Origin of the sequence: Rhodoblastus acidophilus, from assembly GCF_009720655.1 — a bacterium.
Lineage (GTDB): Bacteria > Pseudomonadota > Alphaproteobacteria > Rhizobiales > Beijerinckiaceae > Rhodoblastus > Rhodoblastus acidophilus_A.
This window is the reverse complement of the sequence record NZ_WNKS01000019.1, coordinates 48,398-69,200: the sequence shown is the minus strand read 5'-3', so window position 1 is coordinate 69,200 and position 20,803 is coordinate 48,398. Positions and strand designations below refer to the sequence as shown.

The following is a 20,803-nucleotide window of genomic DNA, read 5'->3' as shown; positions in this document are numbered from 1 at the left end:
AGATCATTTCCGATCAGGCGCCGTGCGCCAAAATCGCCAGCAGCAGCAAGGCCACGATGTTGGTGATCTTGATCGCGGGGTTCACCGCCGGGCCGGCGGTGTCCTTGTAGGGGTCGCCGACGGTGTCGCCGGTCACCGAAGCCTTGTGGGCTTCCGAACCCTTGAGGTGACGCACGCCGTCCTTGTCGACAAAACCGTCTTCAAACGATTTTTTCGCGTTGTCCCAGGCGCCGCCGCCCGAGGTCATCGAGATGGCGACGAACAGGCCGTTGACGATCACGCCGAGCAGCGAGGCGCCGAGCGCGGCGAAGGCGGAAGCCTTGGAGCCGGAGATCGCGAGCACGCCGAAGTACACCACCAGCGGCGACAGGACCGGGAGCAGCGACGGGATGATCATTTCCTTGATCGCCGCCTTGGTCAGCATGTCCACGGCGCGACCGTAGTCGGGACGCTCCGTGCCATCCATGATGCCGGGCTTTTCCTTGAACTGCCGGCGCACTTCCTCGACCACGGAACCCGCCGCGCGGCCGACGGCCGTCATGGCGATGCCGCCGAACAGGTAGGGAATCAGGCCGCCGAAGATCAGGCCCGCCACCACATAGGGGTTGGACAGATCGAAGGAGACATGGCTCATGCCCTTGAAATAGGGCAGGCCCTGGTCGATGAACGAGTTGAGGTCGTTGGTGTAGGCGGCGAACAGGACGAGAGCGCCCAGTCCCGCCGAACCGATGGCGTAGCCCTTGGTCACGGCCTTGGTGGTGTTGCCGACCGCGTCCAGCGCGTCGGTGCTTTGGCGCACTTCCTTCGGCAATCCCGCCATTTCCGCGATGCCGCCGGCGTTGTCCGTCACCGGACCGAAGGCGTCGAGCGCCACGATCATGCCGGCGAGGCCGAGCATGGTGGTGACCGCGATCGCCGTGCCGAACAGGCCGGCGAGCTGGAAGGTGGTGATGATGCCGAACACGATGACCAGAGCCGGCAGCGCCGTCGATTCCAGCGAAACCGCGAGGCCCTGGATGACGTTGGTGCCGTGGCCGGTGACCGAAGCTTGCGCAATGGACACCACCGGACGCTTGCCCGTGCCGGTATAATATTCGGTGATGTAGACGATCGCGCCGGTCACCGCGAGGCCGATCAGGCCGCACAGAAACAGGTTGACGCCGGTGATGTCCTGGCCGGCGACCTGGCCGATCGAACCCCAGCCGGTGGTGAGCTGCGTCGCCAGACCCAGGCCGACCACGGACAGCACGCCGGTGGCGATCAGGCCCTTGTAGAGCGCGCCCATGATCGAGTTGTCGGAACCGAGCTTGACGAAATAGGTTCCCGCGATCGAGGTGACGATGCAGGCGCCGCAAATCGCCAGCGGATAGAGCATCGAGGCTTCAAGGGTCGCCTTGCCGGCGAAGAAGATCGCGCCGAGCACCATGGTGGCGACGACCGTCACCGCATAGGTCTCGAACAGGTCGGCCGCCATGCCCGCGCAGTCGCCGACGTTGTCGCCGACGTTGTCCGCGATGGTGGCGGGGTTGCGTGGGTCATCCTCGGGGATGCCGGCCTCGACCTTGCCGACGAGGTCGGCGCCGACGTCCGCGCCCTTGGTGAAGATGCCGCCGCCGAGACGGGCGAAGATCGAGATCAGCGAGGCGCCGAAGCCGAGGGCGACCAGCGAATCGATGGTTTCACGATCGCTGAAGCCCAGACCGAACTGGGAGGTCAGGACGTGGAAATAGCCGGCGACGCCGAGCAGGGCCAGGCCCGCCACGAGCATGCCGGTGATCGCGCCCGCCTTGAAAGCGATGTCGAGGCCGCCCGCCAGCGACACCGTCGCGGCCTGCGCCGTGCGCACATTGGCGCGAACCGACACGTTCATGCCGATGAAGCCGGCCGCGCCGGACAGGACGGCGCCGATCAGGAAGCCGATGGCCGTCTTGACGCCGAGCAGGTAGAACAGGGCGATGAAGATGACGACGCCGACGATGCCAATGGTGATGTATTGACGCTTGAGATAAGCCTGCGCGCCTTCAGCCACGGCGCCGGAAATTTCCTGCATGCGCGCGTTGCCGGCGTTGGCCGCCAACAGGCTCTTGATGGTGATGGCCCCGTAGACCAACGACATCAGGCCACACGCTATAACCAGCCAGATTGTCATACTCCCTACCCCTCGCTCGACCGCTTATGAAAAAGCCGGATCGCTCCGGTCCTCGCGGATCGGATTCCGATTAGTGCTTACGGTTCGGCGCCGAATGTTCCACAAAGGCGCGGGGGGAGCAATCCGGGCTTTGGAGCGGGATCATTGGCATAAAGTTGGGCTTTGTTGACCGAGATCAAACTTTTTGCGCCAAAGCCTTGAAACGCCCGCCGCGGCGAAGTTTTGGCGCCGATTTCCGGGAAAATGCGGCGATTGGACGCAGCGGCCTCGCCCCTCAAACATGGCTGAAACGGTCGCGTTCGAAACTTTGCGGGGCGCCATCGGGGCCGACAAAGTTTTCCCGATCGGCGACCTCGCCGATGCGGGTGACCGCAAGCTGCGCGGCCCCCGCCAGCGACTCGAATTCCTTCGAAAACGCGGGCGGCACGGCGCAGATGATCTCGTAATCGTCGCCACCGGTCAGGATTACGTCGAGCAGGGACGGATCGGCGGCGAGCGCCGCCTGCGCCGAAGGCGACAACGGGATTCTGGCCAGATCGACTTGCGCGAAAGCGCCGCTCGCCCGCATCATCGCGCGCAAGTCGCCGATCAGACCGTCGGAGACATCCATGGCGGCGCGCGCGCAGGCCCGCAGCGCGGGGATGAGCGAGAGGCGCGGACGAGGCCGCAGATAGCGGTCGATCAACGGAGCCGCCCAGGGCGGAAGCGGCGCGCCCTCCAGTTCGGCGCGGCGCAGGGCGAGGCCGAGCGCGGCGTCGCCGATGGTTCCCGAGACATAGAGGAGATCGCCTTTTCGCGCGCCCGAACGGCGGATCATTTTTCCGCAGGGAACCGCGCCCAGCGCGGTGATGGACAGGGTCAGCGGCCCCGAGGTCTTGACCGTGTCGCCGCCCAGCAGGGCAAGGCCGCCGGCCTTGGCCGCCTCGCCCAAGCCGCGCGAAAAATCGTCCAGAAACGTTTCTGTCCAACCGGGCGGCAGGGCCAGCGCCAGCAGGTAACCAAGCGGGTCCGCGCCCTTGGCGGCGAGGTCGGAGAGGTTCACGCCCAAAGCCTTGGCGGCGATGGCGTCCGGCGGGTCGTCGCTGAAAAAATGGGTTCCCGCGACCAGGGCGTCGGCGGTGAGAACGAGGTCGCAGCCGGGCGGCGGGGTCAGGCAGGCGGCGTCATCGGTCAGGCCAAGCCCGCCCGGCCCGGCGAGCGGGGCGAAATAGCGGGCGATGAGGTCGGACTCGTTCATGAGCTGGCCATACAATTGCGAGCGCATGGCGTGAGCCCTGCGACTCCATGTCGTCATGGCCGGGCGTGTCCCGGCCATCCACGCGGCGACGCGACGCGAACTGTTCCCGAATGAGCTCTCGCGGGGCGGCGTGGATGCCCGGGACAAGCCCGGGCATGACGTCCGTCTTCTATGCCGAAAACTCGTCGGCCCGCGCCTTTCGCGCGAGAGCGTCAAGCACGGCGTTGATCATGCCGGACTCCTCGCGCTCGAAGAAGGCGCCGGCGACATCGACATATTCCTTGATCGCCACGCGCGCGGGCACGTCGCCGCGCTTCATCAACTCGAAGGCGCCCGCGCGCAAAATGGCGCGCATCAGCGCCTCGATGCGGCGCAGCGGCCAGCCATCGGCAAGAACCTTGTCAACCGCGCGGTCGATGGCCACCTGGTTTTCGAGCACGCCGGAGACGATCGAGCGGAAGAACGCGATTTCGGCCGGCTTGTACTGGTCGCCCTCGACTTCGGCGCCGATCCAGTAGACCTCGAACTCGGACAGAATCTCCTTCAACCCCTTGCCGGCCACCTCCATCTGATAGAGCGCCTGGCAGGCGGCGAGGCGAGCGGCGGAGCGATTTTCTGCGGCCATGTTCAGCGCGCCTCCCGTTTCAACCGGTACATGGCGAGCGCCGCGCGCGCGGCGTCGCCGCCCTTGTCCAGTTTCGCCGGGTCCGCGCGCTCAAAAGCCTGCGCCTCGTTTTCCGTGGTCAAAATGCCGTTGCCGAGCGGAATTTTTCGCGCCACGGACAGGTCCATCAGCGCGCGGGCGCTTTCGCCGGCGACGATTTCGAAATGATAGGTCTCGCCGCGAATGACGCAGCCGAGCGTGATCACGCCCGCGTAGGGCGCGCCCGACTTTTCGGCGGCGTCGAGCAGCATGGCGGCGGCGGCCGGGATTTCCAGCGCGCCGGGCGCCCGGAACACGGACGCGCGCCCGCCCGCCGCTTCAACCGCCTTGGTCGCGCCCTCCAGGAGCAGTTCGCCGATGGCGTCGTAGAAACGGGCTTCAATGATCAAAAAATGCGCGCCGTCAACGGGTTTCGCCGTTTCCGGGGCGCGGCTCGGCTCCGCCATCGGACCTTCCTGCTCTTGTATAAGTGACTCCCCGATTTTGGACGCGCATGAGCGCGAACCGGGGAGACGAGCCTGTTGCGTTCAACGGGCTCGCGTTCGGGTCCGAGTGAATAGAGCGGGCCGCGCTCGCGCGCAACCGTTTAGAACGCCAAGACTTTAAAGTCGGCTTGTGCCACTGAACTTGCGATAGACGACAAGCACGATCACCGCGCCGGCTATGGAGACGATCACCGACCAGAGATTGAAGCCGGAGACGCCGCCCATGCCCAACAGTGTCGCAAGATAGCCGCCGACCAATGCGCCGACGATGCCCAAGGCGACATTCAGCAAAAGCCCCTGTCCCGAGCCGTGAACAAGCTTGCTGCCGACGAAACCGGCGATCGCGCCGAGGATGATCCAGCTTAATAAGCCCATGGGTGCGCCTCCCTAGCCCCGCGACATCGCGGGATGACGCAATGATATAGAGATTAACAATTCATAAAAGCGGATTTCGTCACTTGCACGGCGCCAACGGCAGGGCAAAATAAGATGCGCCGTCGCCTTGGCGGCTGACCTTCTCGGAGGAAGCGATGAGCAATCTCGAAGACGCCGTCAACGAAGCGGTGCCGGACAACAATTACGTCAAGCCGTTGATGATCGCGGCCGGCGCCCTGCTGCTCGGCCACTTGTTCGGCGGCAAGAAAGAGGAGCCGGTGGAACCGGCGAACCCGGCGCTTCCTCCCGCACAAGGCGGCGGCGGCGGCTTTCTCGACAATATCAGCTCGGCGATCAACAATGCGCTGGGCGGCGGACAACCCCAGCAGGCGGGCGCTCCGCAATACCCCGGCGCGCCGCAGCAATATCCCGGCGCCCCGCAACACCCGGGCGCGCCGCAGCAGCAGGGCGGTGGCGGCTTCATGGGCAGCGGCGGCATTGTCGGCGGCATCATCAACAGCCTGTCCAACAGCCCGCTCGGCGGCATTGTCGCCGGCGCAGGCGCCGGCACGGCCGTTACAGCCGGTCTTGACGCGCTGCTCAACCAGTTCCGCGGCGCCGGCCACGAACAGCAGGTGAACAGCTGGGTCGGCGCGGGCCAAAACCAGCCGATTTCGCCCGACCAGATCAACAGCGTGCTCGGCCAGGGCAAGATCGCCGAGATCGCGGCGCAGGCGGGCATCAGCCCCCAGCAGATGTCGCAACTGCTGGCGCAGGCGCTGCCGACGCTGGTCGACAAGCTGACCCCCGGCGGCCGCATGCCGCACGGGTGACGCCCGGGTCCGTCGCATGCCCGGCCCAAGCCCGGGCATGCGCGCCGCCTCAAATCGGTTTCGCCTTCAGCGTCTCACGCCAATGCGCCGCGCGCTCCTTCAGCTTCGCGGCGCGGATATAGGGCGACGGTTCGTCGTCGAGCGTCTCCAAGACCTCGAAGCTGAACTGCTCTTCGCCATGGCTGCGCCAGGACTCGAGCAACTCCCGTTTCGGATGGGAGTCGCGGCGCAGCGCGAACCAGAGCCGGTTCTGGATGGTCGCGAGATCAACCCATTGCCCGAGCCAGACCTCGCCGGACGCCATGCAGCGCACAGCATAGACCCCGCTCGCGACCTTCCGCTCCTTGTAAGCCGCCGTCGCGGCCTTGCGCGCCTCACCCTTCATCGCGACACCTTTCCATTGCGATGCGGCCGCACGCCGCATCGTCGTCCCCGGCGCTCTTATTATTATACGGGTAATATTGACGCAATAGTTTTACCCGGATAATATTCAGCCTCAACCTGAGCCGCCGAGACATGTCAAAACCCCTGTCCAATCCGAGCACGGCCTTCGCCGGCGAAAGACTGCTGCTTACCGGCCCGCTGGGCGAGGTCGCCCTCGCCGTCAAGGCGGCCTGCGAACAGGACGCAGCGCAGACGATCCTCGTCTTCGACGACGCGACGGGGCGGGTGATCGATCTGGACCTGCGCGGCTCGCAGGCCGAGGTCATCGGGCGCTTGTCTCCGCCGCAGGCTGGCGCCGAGGCGGCCGCCTCAGAGGACAAGGATGGTTCGACGAAAGGCCGGGGGCGGCCGAAACTGGGAGTCGTCGCGCGCGAAGTGACGCTGCTGCCGCGGCAATGGGAATGGTTGTCGGCGCAACCGGGGGGCGCCTCCGCGATCCTGCGGCGCCTGGTGGATGAAGCGCGGCGCAACGGCGAAGCGCGCCAACACAAACGCGCCGCCCAGGAGGCCGCCTACCGCTTCATGCTGGCGATGGCGGGGGATCGGCCCGGCTACGAGGAGGCGACGCGCGCGCTCTTTGCCGAGGATCTGGCGAAATTGTCGCAAGACATCGCCGATTGGCCTCGGGACATTCGCGCGCACATCCTGGCTCTGGCTTTCAGCGCGGGGGATGCGCCCCCGTCGCCTGGAGCATTTTCAAGCGAAGTGGATGCCGGTTCGCGTGAAGACAATGCGTAAAAGCAAAAAACCAGCGCGCGTTCGGTGAACGCGCGCGAGCTCGAAAAGCTTATTCCGCCGCCGCCTCGCTCAGCCGCGCGGCGTAGCGAGCCATTGTGTCCACCTCGAGGTTGATGCGGTCGCCCGCCTTGCGCGTCCCAAAATTGGTCTTTTCCAGCGTGTGCGGGATCAGCAGGATGGTGAAGGTCGTTCCCGAGACCTTGTTCACCGTCAGCGACGTCCCATCCAGCGCGACGGAGCCCTTTTCCGCGATAAACTTGGACAAAGCCTTCGGCGCGTCGATCTCGAAATGCGCCATGCCGTCAAAATCTTTTCGCGAGACAATGGTCGCCACGCCATCGACGTGACCCGAGACCATGTGGCCGCCCAGTTCGTCGCCGATGCGCAGCGCCCGCTCCAGATTGATCCTGTCGCCCGCCTTCCATTCGCCCGCCGTGGTCACGGCGAGCGTTTCGGCGGCGGCGTCGACCTCGTGCCAAGAGCCGTCCGCCTGCGGCCCGAAGCCGACCAGGGTCATGCACACGCCGTTATGGGCGACGGACGCGCCGAGCACCAGGCTTTCCGCCGGATAATGCGACGCCAGCCGCAGGCGTTTCAGCCCGCCGCGCTCCTCAACGCTCAAAAGTGTTCCGACGTCGGTGATCAGGCCCGTGAACATTCAGACTCTCTCGTAATGGGTGTAGCTGTCGGCCCCCAGCAAGCCCTGGGCCACCAGTTGGTAACAGGCGGGATCGGCGAGCTTTTGCCGCGCCGTTTCCGCGAGCGACTCGACGCCGCGCCGGCCCAGCGGCCGCTCTCCGGTCAACAGCAGGACCTCGTCGGCCAGCCCTTGCGTGATCAGTTTGGAGCCGACGCGCGGGCCGCCTTCGGAAAACACGCGGGTCAGGCCGCGCGCCGCCAGACATTCAAGGGCGGCGCGCAGGTCGACGCGGCCGTCGAGAAGCGGACGTTCAACAGTCTCGATCCCGAGCTTTTCCAGAGCGCCGCGACGCTCCGGATCGGCCTCGGCCCCGCACAACACCAGGGTGGGAACCTCTGCGGCGGTCGCCGCGAAGCGCGAGCGCGGCGGCAGGTCGCAGCGGGCGTCGAGGACGATGCGCAGCGGCTGGCGGTTCACGCCGGGCAGGCGCACGGTCATCAAGGGATCGTCGCCCAAAACTGTGCCGACGCCGACCATGATCGCATCATGTTGTGCGCGTAAAACATGGGTGCGCAGATTGGCGGCGAGGCCGGTGATGGCGAGGCGGCGGTCGTGCTCGGCGCCGGCGGCGAAGCCGTCGGGCGTGTGCGCGATCTTCAGCGTCACCATCGGGCGGCTTTCGCTGACGCGCAGGATGTGGCCACGATGGGCGCGGCGGCATTCCCGCGCCAGCACGTCGGCCTCAACCTCGATCCCGGCGGCGCGCAGGGCCGAAAACCCCTGCCCCGCCGTGCGCGGATCGGGATCGGTGAGGCCGCCGACGACGCGCGTGACGCCCGCGGCGATCACGGCCTCGGCGCAGGGCGGGGTCTTGCCCTGATGGGCGCAGGGCTCCAGCGTGACATAGAGCGTGGCGCCGCGCGCGGCTTCGCCTGCCTGCGCCAAAGCCATCGGCTCGGCATGCGGCCGGCCGCCGGCCTGCGTCCAGCCGCGCCCGAGGAGGACACCGTCCTTGACCACCAGCGCGCCCACGGCGGGATTTTCAGCGGTCGCGCCCAGCTCGCGCGCGCCAAGCGCCAAGGCCGCGCGCATAAACCGAAGATCGTCAGGCGAAACGCTCATCCCTGCTCCGCCTTCTTGCTTTCGTCGGCGAACTCATCGAGCAAAGGCCCGAAATCGCGCGCCTCGCGAAAATTGCGATAGACCGAGGCGAAGCGCACATAGGCGACTTCGTCGAGGTTTTTCAGGCCCTGCATCACCAATTCGCCGATCGTGTCGGAGGGGACCTCGGCTTCGCCGGAACTTTCCAGCTGCCGCACCAGGCCATTGATCATGCGATCGACGCGCTCGGACTCCACGGGACGTTTTCGAAGGGCGATCTGCACCGAACGCGCCAGCTTCTCGCGGTCGAACGGCGCGCGGCGGCCGGATTTTTTCACGACCGTGAGTTCGCGCAGCTGCACGCGTTCAAAAGTGGTGAAACGGCCGGCGCAGTCCGGGCAGACCCGGCGGCGGCGGATGGCGCCGGAATCGTCGGTCGGGCGCGAATCCTTCACCTGCGTGTCCAAGCCGCCGCAAAAGGGACAGCGCATTTCACCTCCGAACAAACTCGCTGCGAATCGGTTACGCGATCCGCGTGCGGCGCCATTGTGCATTTTTGCGAGTACAGGACAAGAACGCCCACAACATGTAGAGTGTGCGCATGATCAATCCAGGGCTGCGGGATTTTTTTGACGCGCACCAACGCCTGTTCGTCCTGACCGGCGCGGGATGCAGCACGGGGTCGGGCATTCCCGACTATCGCGACGGCTCCGGCGCCTGGAAACGCGACCCGCCGGTGAATTTCGCCGCCTTCATGGGGTCGACGGCGGTGCGCCAACGCTATTGGGCGCGCAGCATGATCGGCTGGCCAAAGATTTCGGGCGCCGCGCCGAACTTTTCGCACCGCGCGCTGGCGGCGCTGGAGGCGCGCGGAAAGATTGCCTTGCTGGTGACGCAGAATGTCGACGGGTTGCATCAGGCGGCGGGCAGTTCAAACGTGCTCGACTTGCATGGTCGGATCGACGCGGTGCGCTGCATGGGCTGCGGCGCCAAGGAGTCGCGCGGAAAATTTCAAGCGGAGCTGGCGCGGCTCAACCCGGATTTCGCTGGGCTGAAGGCGGCGCGCGCCGCCGACGGCGACGCCGATCTCAGCGCCGATTTCTCCCGCTTCGTCGTACCGCCCTGCCCAGCCTGCGGCGGCGTGCAAAAGCCGGATGTGGTGTTTTTTGGCGAAAGCGTCCCGCGCGAGCGGCTGGAGGCCGCCTATGCCGCCGTCCGCTCCGCCGATGCGACGCTGGTGGTCGGCTCGTCGCTGATGGTTTATTCCGGCTACCGCTTCGTGGACGAGGCGGCGCGTCTCCGAAAACCGTGCGCGGCGATCAATTTGGGCCGCACCCGCGCCGATCTTCTCTTCATGCTGAAGGTCGAGGCGGAGTGCGGCGCGGCCTTGTCCTTCCTGGCGGAGACGGGCTGACTTACGCCTGCGCGCGCTCGAGAACGACAACGTGGTGGCCCGTGAAGTCGAAGTTCACGTTAAAACCCTGGCCGATCAAGGACCGCATCATCGCGTCGATGCGCGCGCGTCCCGCGGTATAATGGACTTCCATGAGAATCATGCGGATGGACTCGAGATCGGCCTTCTCCAGCAAATCCGCCTCGCCCCCCTCGATGTCGCAGATCAGCACATTGGCGCGATGGTCCGCGATTTTGTCCTCGAAACGCACAAGCGGAACCTTGACGACGCGGACGATGTCGGGGCTCGACGGCGCCGCGAACAGACGCGAAGCCCAGAAATCCTGGGCCACGAAGAAGTCGATGTCCGTTTCGCCGTCCACCCACAGAGCGCGATTGCGCATGACGCCGAGGTTGGCGCTGATTTCGGCCTTGTTGTTGGCGGCGAAATTGCGGCGCGCGTCCTGAACCATGTCGGGATTGGCGTCGAAGGTCATGACGGCGCCGGGCCCGACAATCCTGGCTGCGGTCATGCTGACGGCCCCGATCGCCGTCCCAATTTCGAGAACCCGATCGCCCGCGCGCAGGAGATTCTTGACGATGTGGCGTTCTCCGCCCTCGTAGCGGCCGCTGCGGAGCGTATTGATCATGGCTGGGGAATAACGCTGCGTATCGACGAAAACGGACAAGGAATCGATCTCGACAATGACGCCGCTGCGACCGTCGGCGAACAGCCGCAGCCGCTCCTCCCGCTCTTGCTTCAGTCGGAGCAGCTCCTGCTCGGTCCTGGAAATCAAAGCCGCCCGCTGTTCGTCGTCCGGCGCGTAGCCGAGAATCTCGCATTCGCGAAAGTGCAGACAACCGTCGTCGTCCTTGCGGACGCGCACATAGCGCGCCAGCGGGGGCGTATCGAACTCGACGACATAAGGACAATCGTTGAACGCGCCGAAAACCGCATCATCAGTCTTGGTGAAGACCGTCAACCAGGAATCGGGCGCGGCGGTGCGGGAGACCAGAATACTGAATTTGCGCAATCTGTCGGCGATGTCGCGACGATTGAACAGCCGCAGCCTCGAAATGACAAAATCGTCTTCGAGATCCACTTGCCACCAGGGCGCGGTCTCGAAATCCGTGTGGAAAAACTGCGCCGACGACGTGTCGCCATTTGTCGCAACGCTGGCGTCTCCCTCCGGGGTGGGAGCGGTTGACCAACGGGAAACCGAACTCTGGGTCGCCGGCTTACCCAGCGCAAGATTCGAAAGAGTGTTCAAGACATTCAAATTCATGATGCGCGCCATCACTTTTCAATTCATTCCACAATGATCGAACAGGTCTCACCATGAGTAAAGCGGAATCGCGCCAAGACTTGGGATCGCTTAAGGGAAGCCCAGCCGCATTCTTGCGCTGGACGCAGCGGCATTTGGACCGGGGAGATCGATTTCGGCCGCTAGACTATGACGCCACGCGCAGGATTCATGATGAATTGAACGGACGGGTTTGGCTTTGACTCGCTTATGCTATTGAACGAGGCAGATTTTTTCACCATGGATTGCGCCGCCGTTTTTCGAGCATTTTCAAGCGAAGTGGATGCCCGTTCACGTGAAGAAAATGCGTCAAAACAAGACTCTAGAGCTTTTTCATGTTTCTATGAAACGTAAAAGGAGCTCGAGAGTCGAGCGCCGGCAGGGGAGACCGTCGCCATGAAACGGCGCGCCGCCATCGCTGGAGCGCTCCTTGCCGCTCTGGCCGCCTATGTCGGCGGACGGATCGTCGACCCGCCGAACTATATCGACGTCTCCGACTGGTTCGCCGCGCCGATCGTCACCCTCGGCGCGTCCCCACTGCAATTCGACCTTTCGGCCGAAGCCTGCGGCGGCTGCCACAAGGACAGCGCCCAGGAATGGTCGCAGACCATGCACGCCCATGTCTGGGACGACGCCGCCTTCCAGGCCGATTGGCGCCACCAAGGATACAGCCCGATCTGCCGCAACTGCCACACGCCGCTCGATCGACAGCAGGAGAGTCTCGTGGTCGGGTTTCGGGGGGGCGACCGCTGGAGCCCGGAGCTGGCGCCCAATCCGGCCTTCGACGCGAACTTGCGACAACAAGGGGTCACATGCGCCGCCTGCCACGTTCGCGACGGCAAGGTCTACGGTCCCTGGGCGAACGGGGCGGCGCCGCACAAGACGGCCGCCTGGACCAACCCCAATGAAACCTGCGTCCGCTGCCATCTGGCGGCCAACACCAGCCGGGTCAGCTTTTTGCGCCAGCCGCCTTGCGGCACGATCGGCGAAATCGAGCCCGCGCGCCAAAATCCGGCGGCGCAACAACCGTCCGAGGACGGCTATTTGAACGTCAGTCCGATCGCCAATCCGGCAGCCCTGCGCTGCGTCGAATGCCATATGCCGTCCGTCGACCGGCCTCTGGCGTCGGGCGGCCCGGTCCGACTGGCGCGCCGCCACCTGTGGAAGGGCGGACACGATCCCGCGACGGTGCGCGCCGCGCTGACCATCAATTTCACCAGATCGACAGAACCCTCCGGCGCGACGCGCTACAGCCTGGAAATCGCCAACACCGGCGCCAACCACCATGTGCCCACCGGGCCCGTGGATCGCGCCCTCACGGTCACGCTGCAACGCATGGACGCCGTGGGCCGGGTCCTGCAATCGCAAACCTCCAAGCTCGAACGCAGGGTGCTCGGACGGCCGTTTCTCCTGGACCTCTGGGACACTCGCCTGCGCCCCAATGCGCCGCAAACCTATTCCCTGATCGCTCCCGCAGGCGCCGAGGGGGAAGTTGAGGCGGTCGTTCGCTATTGGCTGATGAGTCCATCGCACAGCGAAAAACTTGATGTCCGCCTGCCGATTTCGACCGAGATTTTTCGCGAGCGCATGCCTCTCGTCGCCCCAATCGCGCATTCGCGATGACGACCGAGAATGGTCCTCGGCCGGCGCGCCACCTCCCCTCGTCCTCGACCGGACGAGGGGGCGCCTTGGATGGGCGCGCTCAGTAGATCGGGAAGCGGTTCGTCAGCGCCTCGACCTTGGCCTTCACGCCGGCCTCGACCGCCGCGTTGCCGGCCTCGCCGTTCGCCGCCAGGCCATCCAGCACTTCGACGATCAGCGCGCCGACCTGGCGGAATTCTTGGACGCCGAAACCGCGCGAGGTCGCGGCGGGGGCGCCCAGGCGAATGCCGGAGGTGATCCAGGGCTTTTCCGGATCGAAGGGCACGCCGTTTTTGTTGCAGGTGATTTCGGCGCGGCCGAGCGCGATTTCCGCCGCCTTGCCGGTCAGTTTTTTCGGACGCAGGTCGACCAGCATCAGATGATTGTCGGTGCCGCCGGTGACGAGGTCGAACCCGCCCTTGAGCAGGACGTCCGCCAGCGCGGCGGCGTTTTCGACCACCTGATGCGCATAGGCCTTGAATTCGGGGCGCAGCGCCTCGCCGAAGGCCACGGCCTTGCCGGCGATCACATGCATCAGCGGACCGCCTTGCAGGCCGGGGAAAATCGCCGAATTGATCTTCTTTGCGATCTCCTCGTCATCGGTCAGCACCAAGCCGCCGCGCGGACCGCGCAGGGTTTTGTGCGTGGTGGAGGTGACGACATGGGCGTGCGGGAACGGCGAGGGATGCGCGCCGCCCGCAACCAGACCGGCGAAATGCGCCATGTCCACGAACAGATAGGCGCCGACGCTGTCGGCGATCTCGCGGAATTTTTCGAAGTCCCAGAAGCGGGCATAAGCCGAGCCGCCGGCGATGATCAGCTTGGGCTTGTGCTCCTTGGCGAGCTTTTCCACTTCAGCCATGTCGATGCGGCCGGTTTCGCGGCTCACCCCATAGGAGACCGGCTTGAACCAGCGCCCGGACATGTTGACGGGCGAACCGTGCGTCAAATGGCCGCCCGCCGCGAGATCGAGGCCCATGAAGACGTCGCCGGGCTGCAGCAGCGCCAGAAACACCGACTGGTTGGCCTGCGAGCCGGAATTGGGCTGCACATTGGCGAAGCGGCAGCCGAACAGTTGTGTCACGCGCGCGATGGCGAGGTTTTCGGCGATATCGACGAACTGGCAGCCGCCGTAATAGCGCTTGCCCGGATAGCCTTCCGCATATTTGTTGGTGAGCACCGAGCCTTGCGCTTCCAGCACCGCGCGCGAAACAATGTTTTCCGAGGCGATCAGCTCGATTTCCTTGCGCTGGCGGTTGAGCTCAAGTTCGACGGCCTTGAAAATTTCGGGATCGGATTCGGCCAGCGGGGCGCTGAAAAAGCTGTTGGAATGGCTCATGAAGGCTCCTTTCGGGCGGCAGGCGCGGGCAATGCCGGGGGATTGCGGCCCCATAGCACGCGGCGGGCGCGGGCGCAAAGGCGTTGGACTTGTCGGCGCCGCCATGCTTTCTGAGGCGGCGCTGTTCAACACGGGGTCCGCCATGCCCGCCGCTATCGTCCAAACCCTCGCAGCCCTCACGCTCACGCTTGCCTTCATCGCGCCGGGGCGCGCGGAGCCCTTGCGGCTGACCGAGGCCGACGCCGGCAAAAGTTTTGCGTTGCGCGTCGGCGACGAGGTGGAGCTGCGGCTCGGCGAGACCGCCTCGACCGGCTTCGTCTGGACGGAGCAGTCGAACGGCGCGCCGGCGCTCAAGACGCTTGCCAAAGGGTCCGATTATCCGGTCGCCATGCCCGGCGCGCCCGGCGCGGCGCTGTTCCGCTACCGCGCCGAGGCCGAAGGCGCGGCCGTGCTCAGCCTGCGCCTGGCGCGCGGCTGGGAGCCGGCGCCCGTGAAGGAATTCCTGGTGCGCTTCGACGTTCGGCCTTGAAACTCAGCCCGCCTGACACTTTTTCATGAAACTGTTTTTCGCGGCGCCGGACAGTTTCCTGCCGTCGCTGCCCACCGCCTTTTCCTCGCAGGCGTCGGTCTTGCACTTCTTCATGAATGAGGTTTTGGCGGCGCCCGCGAGCAGCTTGCCGTCCTTGCCGACGGCCTGGGCTTCACACGCCTCCTGCGCCAGGGCGCTTCCCATTGCGAACAACAAGACTGTCGTCGCGACCATGATTTTCTTCATTGGCGGCCTCCCCTGATAGACTGCAAATGATAAGGACCGGCGCCCGAAAAATTCAAGCGCCGGCCCCGGTCCATCAACGGCTTTCGAACTTATTGCGCGGCCACCGACGGCAGTCCGGCGAGCGCCATGGCGAGGTCGCCCTCGTCGTAATGGACGTCCACGAGATTGCCGGCGAAGTAGTTGATGTAGGCGCCCATGTCGAAATGGCCGTGGCCCGACAAGTTGAAGAGAATCGTCTCCGCCTTGCCTTCCGCCTTGCAGCGCAGCGCCTCGTCGATGGCGCAGCGCACCGCGTGGGTGGATTCCGGCGCGGGAACAATGCCTTCCGCGCGGGCGAACTGCACGCCGGCTTCAAAGCAGGCGATCTGTTCGCAAGCCCGCGCCTCGATCAGGCCGAGTTCATAGGCCTGCGACACCTGCGCCGCCATGCCGTGGTAGCGCAGGCCGCCCGCGTGGAATCCCGGGGGAATGAAGGTGGAGCCAAGCGTGTGCATCTTCACCAGCGGCGTCAGATGCGCGGTGTCGCCGAAGTCATAGGCGTATTTGCCGCGCGTGAGCGAGGGGCAGGCCGCCGGCTCCACAGCGATGATGCGCCGCTTGCGGCCGCCGCGCAGTTGCAGGCCGAGGAAGGGGAAGGCCAAACCGGCGAAGTTCGAGCCGCCGCCGGCGCAGGCGATCACCACGTCCGGATCGTCTCCGGCCATTTCAAACTGCTTGATCGCCTCCTGACCGATGATGGTCTGATGCAGCAGGACGTGGTTCAGCACGGAACCGAGGGCGTATTTGACGTCAGGATTCTTGGCCGCGACCTCCACGGCTTCGGAAATGGCGATGCCGAGCGAGCCGGGCGTGTCGGGATTTTCCTTGAGCGCGGCGCGGCCCGATTCGGTTTCCATCGAGGGCGAGGAGATGCATTTCGCGCCATAGGTTTCCATCAGCGCGCGACGATACGGCTTTTGGTCGTAGGAGCAGCGCACCTGATAGACGGTCACGTCGATATCGAACAGCGAACCGGCGAAAGCGAGGGAGGAGCCCCACTGCCCCGCGCCGGTCTCAGTCGTCAGCTTTTTAATGCCCGCCTGCTTGTTGAACCAGGCCTGCGGCACGGCGGAATTCGGCTTGTGCGAGCCCGCGGGCGAAACGCCCTCGTATTTGAAATAGATTTTGGCCGGCGTACCCAGCTTTTGTTCGAGCCGGCGGGCGCGGATCAGCGGCGAGGGCCGCCACAGGCGAAGAATGTCGCGGACGGGCTCGGGAATTTCGATTTCGCGTTCGGTCGAAACCTCCTGGAGGATCAACTCCATGGGGAACAGGGGTTCGAGGTCCGCGGGGCCAACCGGCTGTTTGGTGCCGGGATGCAGCACCGCCGGCGGGGTCGGCAGATCGGCGGCGATATTGTACCAGAACTTCGGAATCTGGCTTTCTTCGAGCGTGTATTTGACTTGCGCGGACATGACGAACCCCTTGGTTTCCTCGGCGCGCAGTCAAGAACAAGCCGTTGGACGCGTCCTTGACCTATGTCAGGCATGAAGGCGGCATGATGCCGCTGACAGCTTGATTTTGGTGATTAATTTGTAGCCCGCAGGGTGCGTTGCATAAGAAAAGGGCAAAATCCATCCCGCTTCTCCGCGAGAATGTGACGCCAAACGCAAAACGGCTCCGGACCGCGCCGGTCCGGAGCCGCCTCATGTGAAAAATGGTCGCTTATTGGTCGTCGGGCGCAGTGTCATAACGTTCGGCCTGCGCCCTGACGGCCGGCGACGGCGCCGGCGCGGCGCGCGCCGCCGTCGGAGAGAAGCCGTCGCGCTGATAAATGTCCTCGCGGAACTGGACCACCCCTTCCGGCGTGCCCCAGGCGGTGATGTAGACCCAGTAGACATTGACCGGCGGCTCGATCTTCACGTCCAGCCGTTCGCCGGAGGCGATGGTGGCGTCGATGCGGTCGCGGTCCCAACCCGGCTGGTTCTTCAAAAGCCACGCGACGTAGTCGCGGACGTTCTGCAAGCGCATGCAACCGGAGGAGACGAAGCGGAAATCGTCGCCGAACACGCCCTTGGCCGGGGTGTCATGCATATAGACGCCGTAGGGATTGTTGATGTTGATGCGCACCACGCCGAGCGAGTTTTCCGTGCTCGGATCCTCGCGGAAGCGGTAGTTGGTCGCCTCCAGCGAATGCCAATTGATCTGTTCCGGCTGGATTTCCTGGTTGTTCTTGTCGAAGATGTGGATGTGGTTGTCGCGCAGGTAGTTGGGATCCTGCTGCATCTTCGGGATCAGATCCTTGCGGATGATCGAGGCGGGCACCGTCCAGTAGGGGTTGAAGTCCACGTCGAGGGCGCGGGTCTGCATGACCGGCGACTGGCGGTCGATCTTGCCCACGCCGGCGATGTGGCGCGTCGCCACCGTGTCGTTCTCGACCGTTTCGACCAGGGCCGCGGGAATGTTGGCGGTGACGAAACGCTCGCCGAGATTGGCGGAGAAACTGCGCAGGCGAACGATATTGGTTTCGAGCTGCTTGAGGCGGTAATCCGCCGGGACGTTCATGGCGTCGAGCGTCGCCTGGTTGACCACGCCGGTTTCGATCAGCCCGTGCCGCGCCTGGAAGCGGCGCACCGCCGCCTCGACATAGGAATCGTAAACGCCCGACGTGGTGGCCGACGGGTCGAGATCGCCGGTGACGATCAGGCGCTTGCGCAGCGCCGCGACCGCCGGACCGGTCGCGCCCAGCTTCAGGCTGCCGGCGCCGCCGGGAACCCGGCCCCAACCGCCAGCGCCGACAATGCGGCGATAATCCTCGATGGCCTGCTCGGTGGCCGCCAGCGTGCGCGGCGACAGAAGCGGGGTGGTGGAGCGCGTGACGCTCAGACGCGCGACCGAATCGTAGGTCTGCGCCCATTCGGCCTGGCCGGAGTCCATTGCGGCGGCCGGCCCGGCGAGAATGACGGACATGAGCAATCCCGCACGGCCCAGGCTGCTCCCAAAGCATGCGGAAAGGTTTGGAATCGCGAACAAATTCTGAACTCCTTGGCGGGCGTCCTTCCACGATGCGGTTGGCCGCCGCTGCTGAATTTGCGAAAACAGTCTTCGATTGCCGTTAACAGAGCGCAAATAGCGCGGCGATTTTAAGGCGACGCGGGGGAAAGCGCCAAAAAAGGCCGGGCTCAAGGACATGAAAAAGCCGGGCTGAGAAGCCCGGCGCAGTCAGGAATTTTCGTGACGGAACCCGAATTGGAATCGCGCCTGGTGCAAATCACAGGCGATACTTGATCTGGTCGGTCCAGAAACGCTCCAGACGAATGAGCGCATTGTTGACCGTGCGGAATTCGTCCACCGAGACGCCGCCGATCTGCTCGACCGTGACGACATGCTTTTCATAGAGGCCGGCGACGATGTCGCGAATGTCCTTGCCTTCCTTGGTCAGGCTGATGCGCACGGAGCGGCGGTCGACGCGCGAGCGGGCGTGGTGCAGGTAGCCCATTTCGACCAGCTTCTTGACGTTGTAGGAGACGTTGGAGCCGAGATAATAGCCGCGCGTGCGCAATTCGCCGGCGGTCAGCTCGGAATCGCCGATATTGTGCAGCAGCAGCGCCTGGACGGCGTTGATGTCGGAACGGCCGCGGCGGTCGAATTCGTCCTTGATGACGTCGAGCAGGCGGCGATGCAGACGCTCGATCAGGGTCAGCGCCTCCAGATAGACCGGGCGGACTTCGGCGCCGCGCTCGGCGCGGACGGCGGAGATTTCCGTCTTCATAGCGTTCTTCATGGTTTCGGCCCCTCGGTTTCGTCGCGCGCCTTGTCTTCGGCGCCCCTTGATGGATGCAACATAGCGAGGCGGGGATGAAAACGAGTTTAAACAACAGTCTGAATCGAAAATGAACGCGCCTTGCGTAAATTGAAGTGAATCCTTGTTGAATCCAGAGTCCGTTTACCTTGAGTATTCGTTATCGGACGGGGGCGGTTTTCCTTTGCCCTTGACTCGCGCCAGCGCGCCGTCAACCAGACGGTCGAGCGGGCCTGTTTCGCCATTGGCCCGGTTCACCCGCCAGGAGAGGAACAGATAGAGAGTCAGCAGCGCGACATCGACGCCCTTCATCAGCAAGCCGCCGCCGGTGAAGAATCCGGGCTTCATCGCGGACACAAAAATTTGCGCGATCAGGGTGAGCAGCCAGACCACGCCGCCCCAGGGCGCGACCATCCACAGGCCGACGGCGGCGACGAGGTCCATCACGGCGAAAAAGATGACGGCGGCCATCACCGCGGCGGTGGCGCCGAGAAAGTCCTCGGAGGGGCTGAGGATGCGCCGCCACTGGTCCAGGCCCTCGGCGATCCAGAGCAGCGCCACCATGCGGAAGAACAGCGTCAGCATAAAGGTCCAGCGCGCCTGTTCGGCGTCCGCGTCGCGCTTGGCGCCGACCTGGATGGCGGCGGCATAGTCGGCTTCCGTCGAAGTATTGGGCGCGTAAGTCTTCATTCAAGCTTTCCGGCCCAGCGTTCTTTTACGCGCCGCGCTCTGCGGCTGGGGACCAATGAAAGCATCGTTAATCGATTTGCGGCCGGGCCGCAAAATTTTTCGAGGCGCCGCCGGGAATGTGCTAAGCGAAGGCCAAGGCCCCTCAAGAGGAACCTGGAACCTGACAAGGAACCCGATATGAACAAAGCGCCCCTTCCCTCCGGTTTTGACCTCGCCCTCAATCTGTCCCGCCGTCCCCGCCGCAACCGCAAGTCCGACTGGGTGCGCCGCCTGGTGCGCGAAAACGTGCTGACCGTCGACGACCTGATCTGGCCGCTCTTCGTCGTCGAGGGCGAGAATCTGCGCACGCCGGTCGCCTCCATGCCGGGCGTCGAGCGCCTGTCGGTGGACCAGACGGTGGTCGCCGCGAAAAAGGCCGCCGACCTCGGCATTCCCGCCATCGCTCTGTTCCCCTTCACCGATCCGGCGCTGAAGGACCCGAACGGCTCCGAGGCGCTCAACGAGAACAACCTCGTCTGCCGCTCGGTTCGCGCCATCAAGAAGGAAGTGCCGCAGATCGGCGTGATCACCGACGCCGCGCTCGACCCCTACACCAGCCACGGCCATGACGGTCTGATGGACGGCGAGACCATCCTCAACGACGAGACCGTCGCCATCCTCGCCCAGCAGGCGCTCAACCAGGCCCGCGCCGGCGCCGACGTCATCGCCCCCTCCGACATGATGGACGGCCGCGTCGGCGCCATTCGCGAGGCGCTGGATTCCGAAGGCTTTACGGAAGTGCAGATCATGGCCTATGCGGCCAAATACGCCTCCGCCTTCTACGGCCCGTTCCGCGACGCCATCGGCTCCAAGGGGGTGCTCACCGGCGACAAGCGCACCTACCAGATGGACCCCGCCAACACCGATGAAGCCCTGCGCGAAGTGGAGATGGACCTCGACGAAGGCGCCGACATGGTGATGGTCAAGCCCGGCATGCCCTATCTCGACATCATTCGTCGCGTAAAAGATACTTTTGGCGTACCGACCTTCGCCTATCAAGTTTCCGGGGAATATGCCATGATCACCGCTGCGGCGCAGAATGGGTGGCTCGACGGCGACAAGGCCATGCTGGAAAGCCTTCTGGCGTTCAAGCGGGCGGGAGCCAATGGCGTTCTCACCTATTTCGCGCCGAGAGTGGCGGAAATGCTCAGGAAAGGGTAAAAAACCCTCGGGGCT

The 20,803-nt window shown here is 64.8% G+C and carries 22 protein-coding genes; 6 read left to right on the top strand and 16 right to left on the bottom strand.

Annotation, left to right across the window (positions count from 1 at the left end; genetic code table 11):
* Positions 1–13: 13 nt before the first annotated feature.
* From GJ654_RS16845 to GJ654_RS16825, 5 genes are all read right to left on the bottom strand, one after another.
* Entirely contained in the window at positions 14–2,149 is a 2,136-nt protein-coding gene (locus GJ654_RS16845) for a sodium-translocating pyrophosphatase (protein WP_155447342.1), read from the bottom strand.
* 274 nt (positions 2,150–2,423) lie between these two features.
* On the bottom strand, positions 2,424–3,413 hold the full coding sequence (gene thiL / locus GJ654_RS16840; protein ID WP_246664794.1) for a thiamine-phosphate kinase: 990 nt from the start codon (positions 3,411–3,413) through the stop codon (positions 2,424–2,426).
* Between the two features lie 142 nt (positions 3,414–3,555).
* On the bottom strand, positions 3,556–4,011 hold the full coding sequence (gene nusB / locus GJ654_RS16835) for a transcription antitermination factor NusB (RefSeq protein WP_155447341.1): 456 nt from the start codon (positions 4,009–4,011) through the stop codon (positions 3,556–3,558).
* Between the two features lie 2 nt (positions 4,012–4,013).
* Complete coding sequence (gene ribH, locus GJ654_RS16830) at positions 4,014–4,496, bottom strand: 6,7-dimethyl-8-ribityllumazine synthase (protein ID WP_155447340.1); 483 nt, start codon at positions 4,494–4,496, stop codon at positions 4,014–4,016.
* Positions 4,497–4,652: 156 nt separating this feature from the next.
* Positions 4,653–4,910 carry a GlsB/YeaQ/YmgE family stress response membrane protein gene (locus GJ654_RS16825; protein ID WP_155447339.1) on the bottom strand — a complete coding sequence of 86 codons (258 nt, stop codon included), beginning with the start codon at positions 4,908–4,910 and terminating at the stop codon, positions 4,653–4,655.
* 155 nt (positions 4,911–5,065) lie between these two features.
* Between GJ654_RS16825 and GJ654_RS16820 the strand changes: the two genes are divergently transcribed.
* Positions 5,066–5,743, top strand: a complete 678-nt coding sequence (locus GJ654_RS16820) for a YidB family protein (RefSeq protein ID WP_155447338.1) — start codon at positions 5,066–5,068, stop codon at positions 5,741–5,743.
* A gap of 49 nt (positions 5,744–5,792) precedes the next feature.
* On the opposite strand, the gene GJ654_RS16815 is transcribed toward GJ654_RS16820, so the two are convergent.
* The gene (locus tag GJ654_RS16815) at positions 5,793–6,128 is read right to left on the bottom strand and encodes a GIY-YIG nuclease family protein (RefSeq protein WP_155447337.1); all 336 of its coding nucleotides are present in this window, start codon (positions 6,126–6,128) and stop codon (positions 5,793–5,795) included.
* 131 nt (positions 6,129–6,259) lie between these two features.
* Here GJ654_RS16815 and GJ654_RS16810 point away from each other — a divergent pair, with 131 nt between their 5' ends.
* On the top strand, positions 6,260–6,925 hold the full coding sequence (locus GJ654_RS16810) for a DUF2239 family protein (protein ID WP_155447336.1): 666 nt from the start codon (positions 6,260–6,262) through the stop codon (positions 6,923–6,925).
* A gap of 49 nt (positions 6,926–6,974) precedes the next feature.
* Here GJ654_RS16810 and GJ654_RS16805 read toward each other — a convergent pair whose 3' ends face one another.
* Genes GJ654_RS16805 through nrdR form a run of 3 tightly spaced genes read right to left on the bottom strand, consistent with a single transcriptional unit; the run spans position 6,975 to position 9,157 of the window.
* Positions 6,975–7,583, bottom strand: a complete 609-nt coding sequence (locus GJ654_RS16805; RefSeq protein WP_155447335.1) for a riboflavin synthase — start codon at positions 7,581–7,583, stop codon at positions 6,975–6,977.
* Positions 7,584–8,687 carry a bifunctional diaminohydroxyphosphoribosylaminopyrimidine deaminase/5-amino-6-(5-phosphoribosylamino)uracil reductase RibD gene (gene ribD / locus GJ654_RS16800; protein WP_155447334.1) on the bottom strand — a complete coding sequence of 368 codons (1,104 nt, stop codon included), beginning with the start codon at positions 8,685–8,687 and terminating at the stop codon, positions 7,584–7,586.
* Complete coding sequence (nrdR, locus tag GJ654_RS16795) at positions 8,684–9,157, bottom strand: transcriptional regulator NrdR (RefSeq protein ID WP_155447333.1); 474 nt, start codon at positions 9,155–9,157, stop codon at positions 8,684–8,686. The genes ribD and nrdR overlap by 4 nt, the downstream gene beginning before the upstream one ends.
* A 110-nt stretch (positions 9,158–9,267) precedes the next feature.
* Between nrdR and GJ654_RS16790 the strand changes: the two genes are divergently transcribed.
* Positions 9,268–10,080 (top strand): NAD-dependent protein deacetylase, encoded by an 813-nt coding sequence (locus GJ654_RS16790; RefSeq protein WP_155447332.1) that lies wholly within the window; start codon positions 9,268–9,270, stop codon positions 10,078–10,080.
* 1 nt (position 10,081) lies between these two features.
* On the opposite strand, the gene GJ654_RS16785 is transcribed toward GJ654_RS16790, so the two are convergent.
* Positions 10,082–11,344 carry an FkbM family methyltransferase gene (locus tag GJ654_RS16785; RefSeq protein WP_196305597.1) on the bottom strand — a complete coding sequence of 421 codons (1,263 nt, stop codon included), beginning with the start codon at positions 11,342–11,344 and terminating at the stop codon, positions 10,082–10,084.
* A gap of 414 nt (positions 11,345–11,758) precedes the next feature.
* Here GJ654_RS16785 and GJ654_RS16775 point away from each other — a divergent pair, with 414 nt between their 5' ends.
* Positions 11,759–12,985 carry a multiheme c-type cytochrome gene (locus GJ654_RS16775; protein WP_155447330.1) on the top strand — a complete coding sequence of 409 codons (1,227 nt, stop codon included), beginning with the start codon at positions 11,759–11,761 and terminating at the stop codon, positions 12,983–12,985.
* Between the two features lie 79 nt (positions 12,986–13,064).
* Here GJ654_RS16775 and glyA read toward each other — a convergent pair whose 3' ends face one another.
* The gene (glyA, locus tag GJ654_RS16770) at positions 13,065–14,342 is read right to left on the bottom strand and encodes a serine hydroxymethyltransferase (protein ID WP_155447329.1); all 1,278 of its coding nucleotides are present in this window, start codon (positions 14,340–14,342) and stop codon (positions 13,065–13,067) included.
* Here glyA and GJ654_RS16765 point away from each other — a divergent pair.
* A complete protein-coding gene (locus GJ654_RS16765; RefSeq protein ID WP_155447328.1) occupies positions 14,341–14,871 on the top strand; it encodes a protease inhibitor I42 family protein in 531 nt (176 codons plus the stop codon). The two genes, glyA and GJ654_RS16765, sit on opposite strands and share 2 nt — an antisense overlap.
* A 3-nt stretch (positions 14,872–14,874) precedes the next feature.
* On the opposite strand, the gene GJ654_RS16760 is transcribed toward GJ654_RS16765, so the two are convergent.
* The 5 genes from GJ654_RS16760 to GJ654_RS16740 all read right to left on the bottom strand — a co-directional run bounded on the left by GJ654_RS16760 (position 14,875) and on the right by GJ654_RS16740 (position 19,588).
* Positions 14,875–15,117 carry a hypothetical protein gene (locus GJ654_RS16760; protein ID WP_155447327.1) on the bottom strand — a complete coding sequence of 81 codons (243 nt, stop codon included), beginning with the start codon at positions 15,115–15,117 and terminating at the stop codon, positions 14,875–14,877.
* Between the two features lie 89 nt (positions 15,118–15,206).
* Positions 15,207–16,571, bottom strand: coding sequence for a TrpB-like pyridoxal phosphate-dependent enzyme (locus tag GJ654_RS16755; RefSeq protein WP_155447326.1), 1,365 nt, complete (start codon positions 16,569–16,571; stop codon positions 15,207–15,209).
* A gap of 250 nt (positions 16,572–16,821) precedes the next feature.
* On the bottom strand, positions 16,822–18,066 hold the full coding sequence (locus tag GJ654_RS16750) for a L,D-transpeptidase family protein (RefSeq protein WP_155447325.1): 1,245 nt from the start codon (positions 18,064–18,066) through the stop codon (positions 16,822–16,824).
* Between the two features lie 301 nt (positions 18,067–18,367).
* A complete protein-coding gene (gene ldtR / locus GJ654_RS16745) occupies positions 18,368–18,868 on the bottom strand; it encodes a transcriptional regulator LdtR (RefSeq protein WP_425540401.1) in 501 nt (166 codons plus the stop codon).
* 174 nt (positions 18,869–19,042) lie between these two features.
* On the bottom strand, positions 19,043–19,588 hold the full coding sequence (locus GJ654_RS16740; RefSeq protein WP_155447323.1) for a hypothetical protein: 546 nt from the start codon (positions 19,586–19,588) through the stop codon (positions 19,043–19,045).
* A gap of 177 nt (positions 19,589–19,765) precedes the next feature.
* Between GJ654_RS16740 and hemB the strand changes: the two genes are divergently transcribed.
* A complete protein-coding gene (gene hemB, locus GJ654_RS16735; protein WP_155447322.1) occupies positions 19,766–20,788 on the top strand; it encodes a porphobilinogen synthase in 1,023 nt (340 codons plus the stop codon).
* The last annotated feature ends 15 nt before the right edge of the window (positions 20,789–20,803 follow it).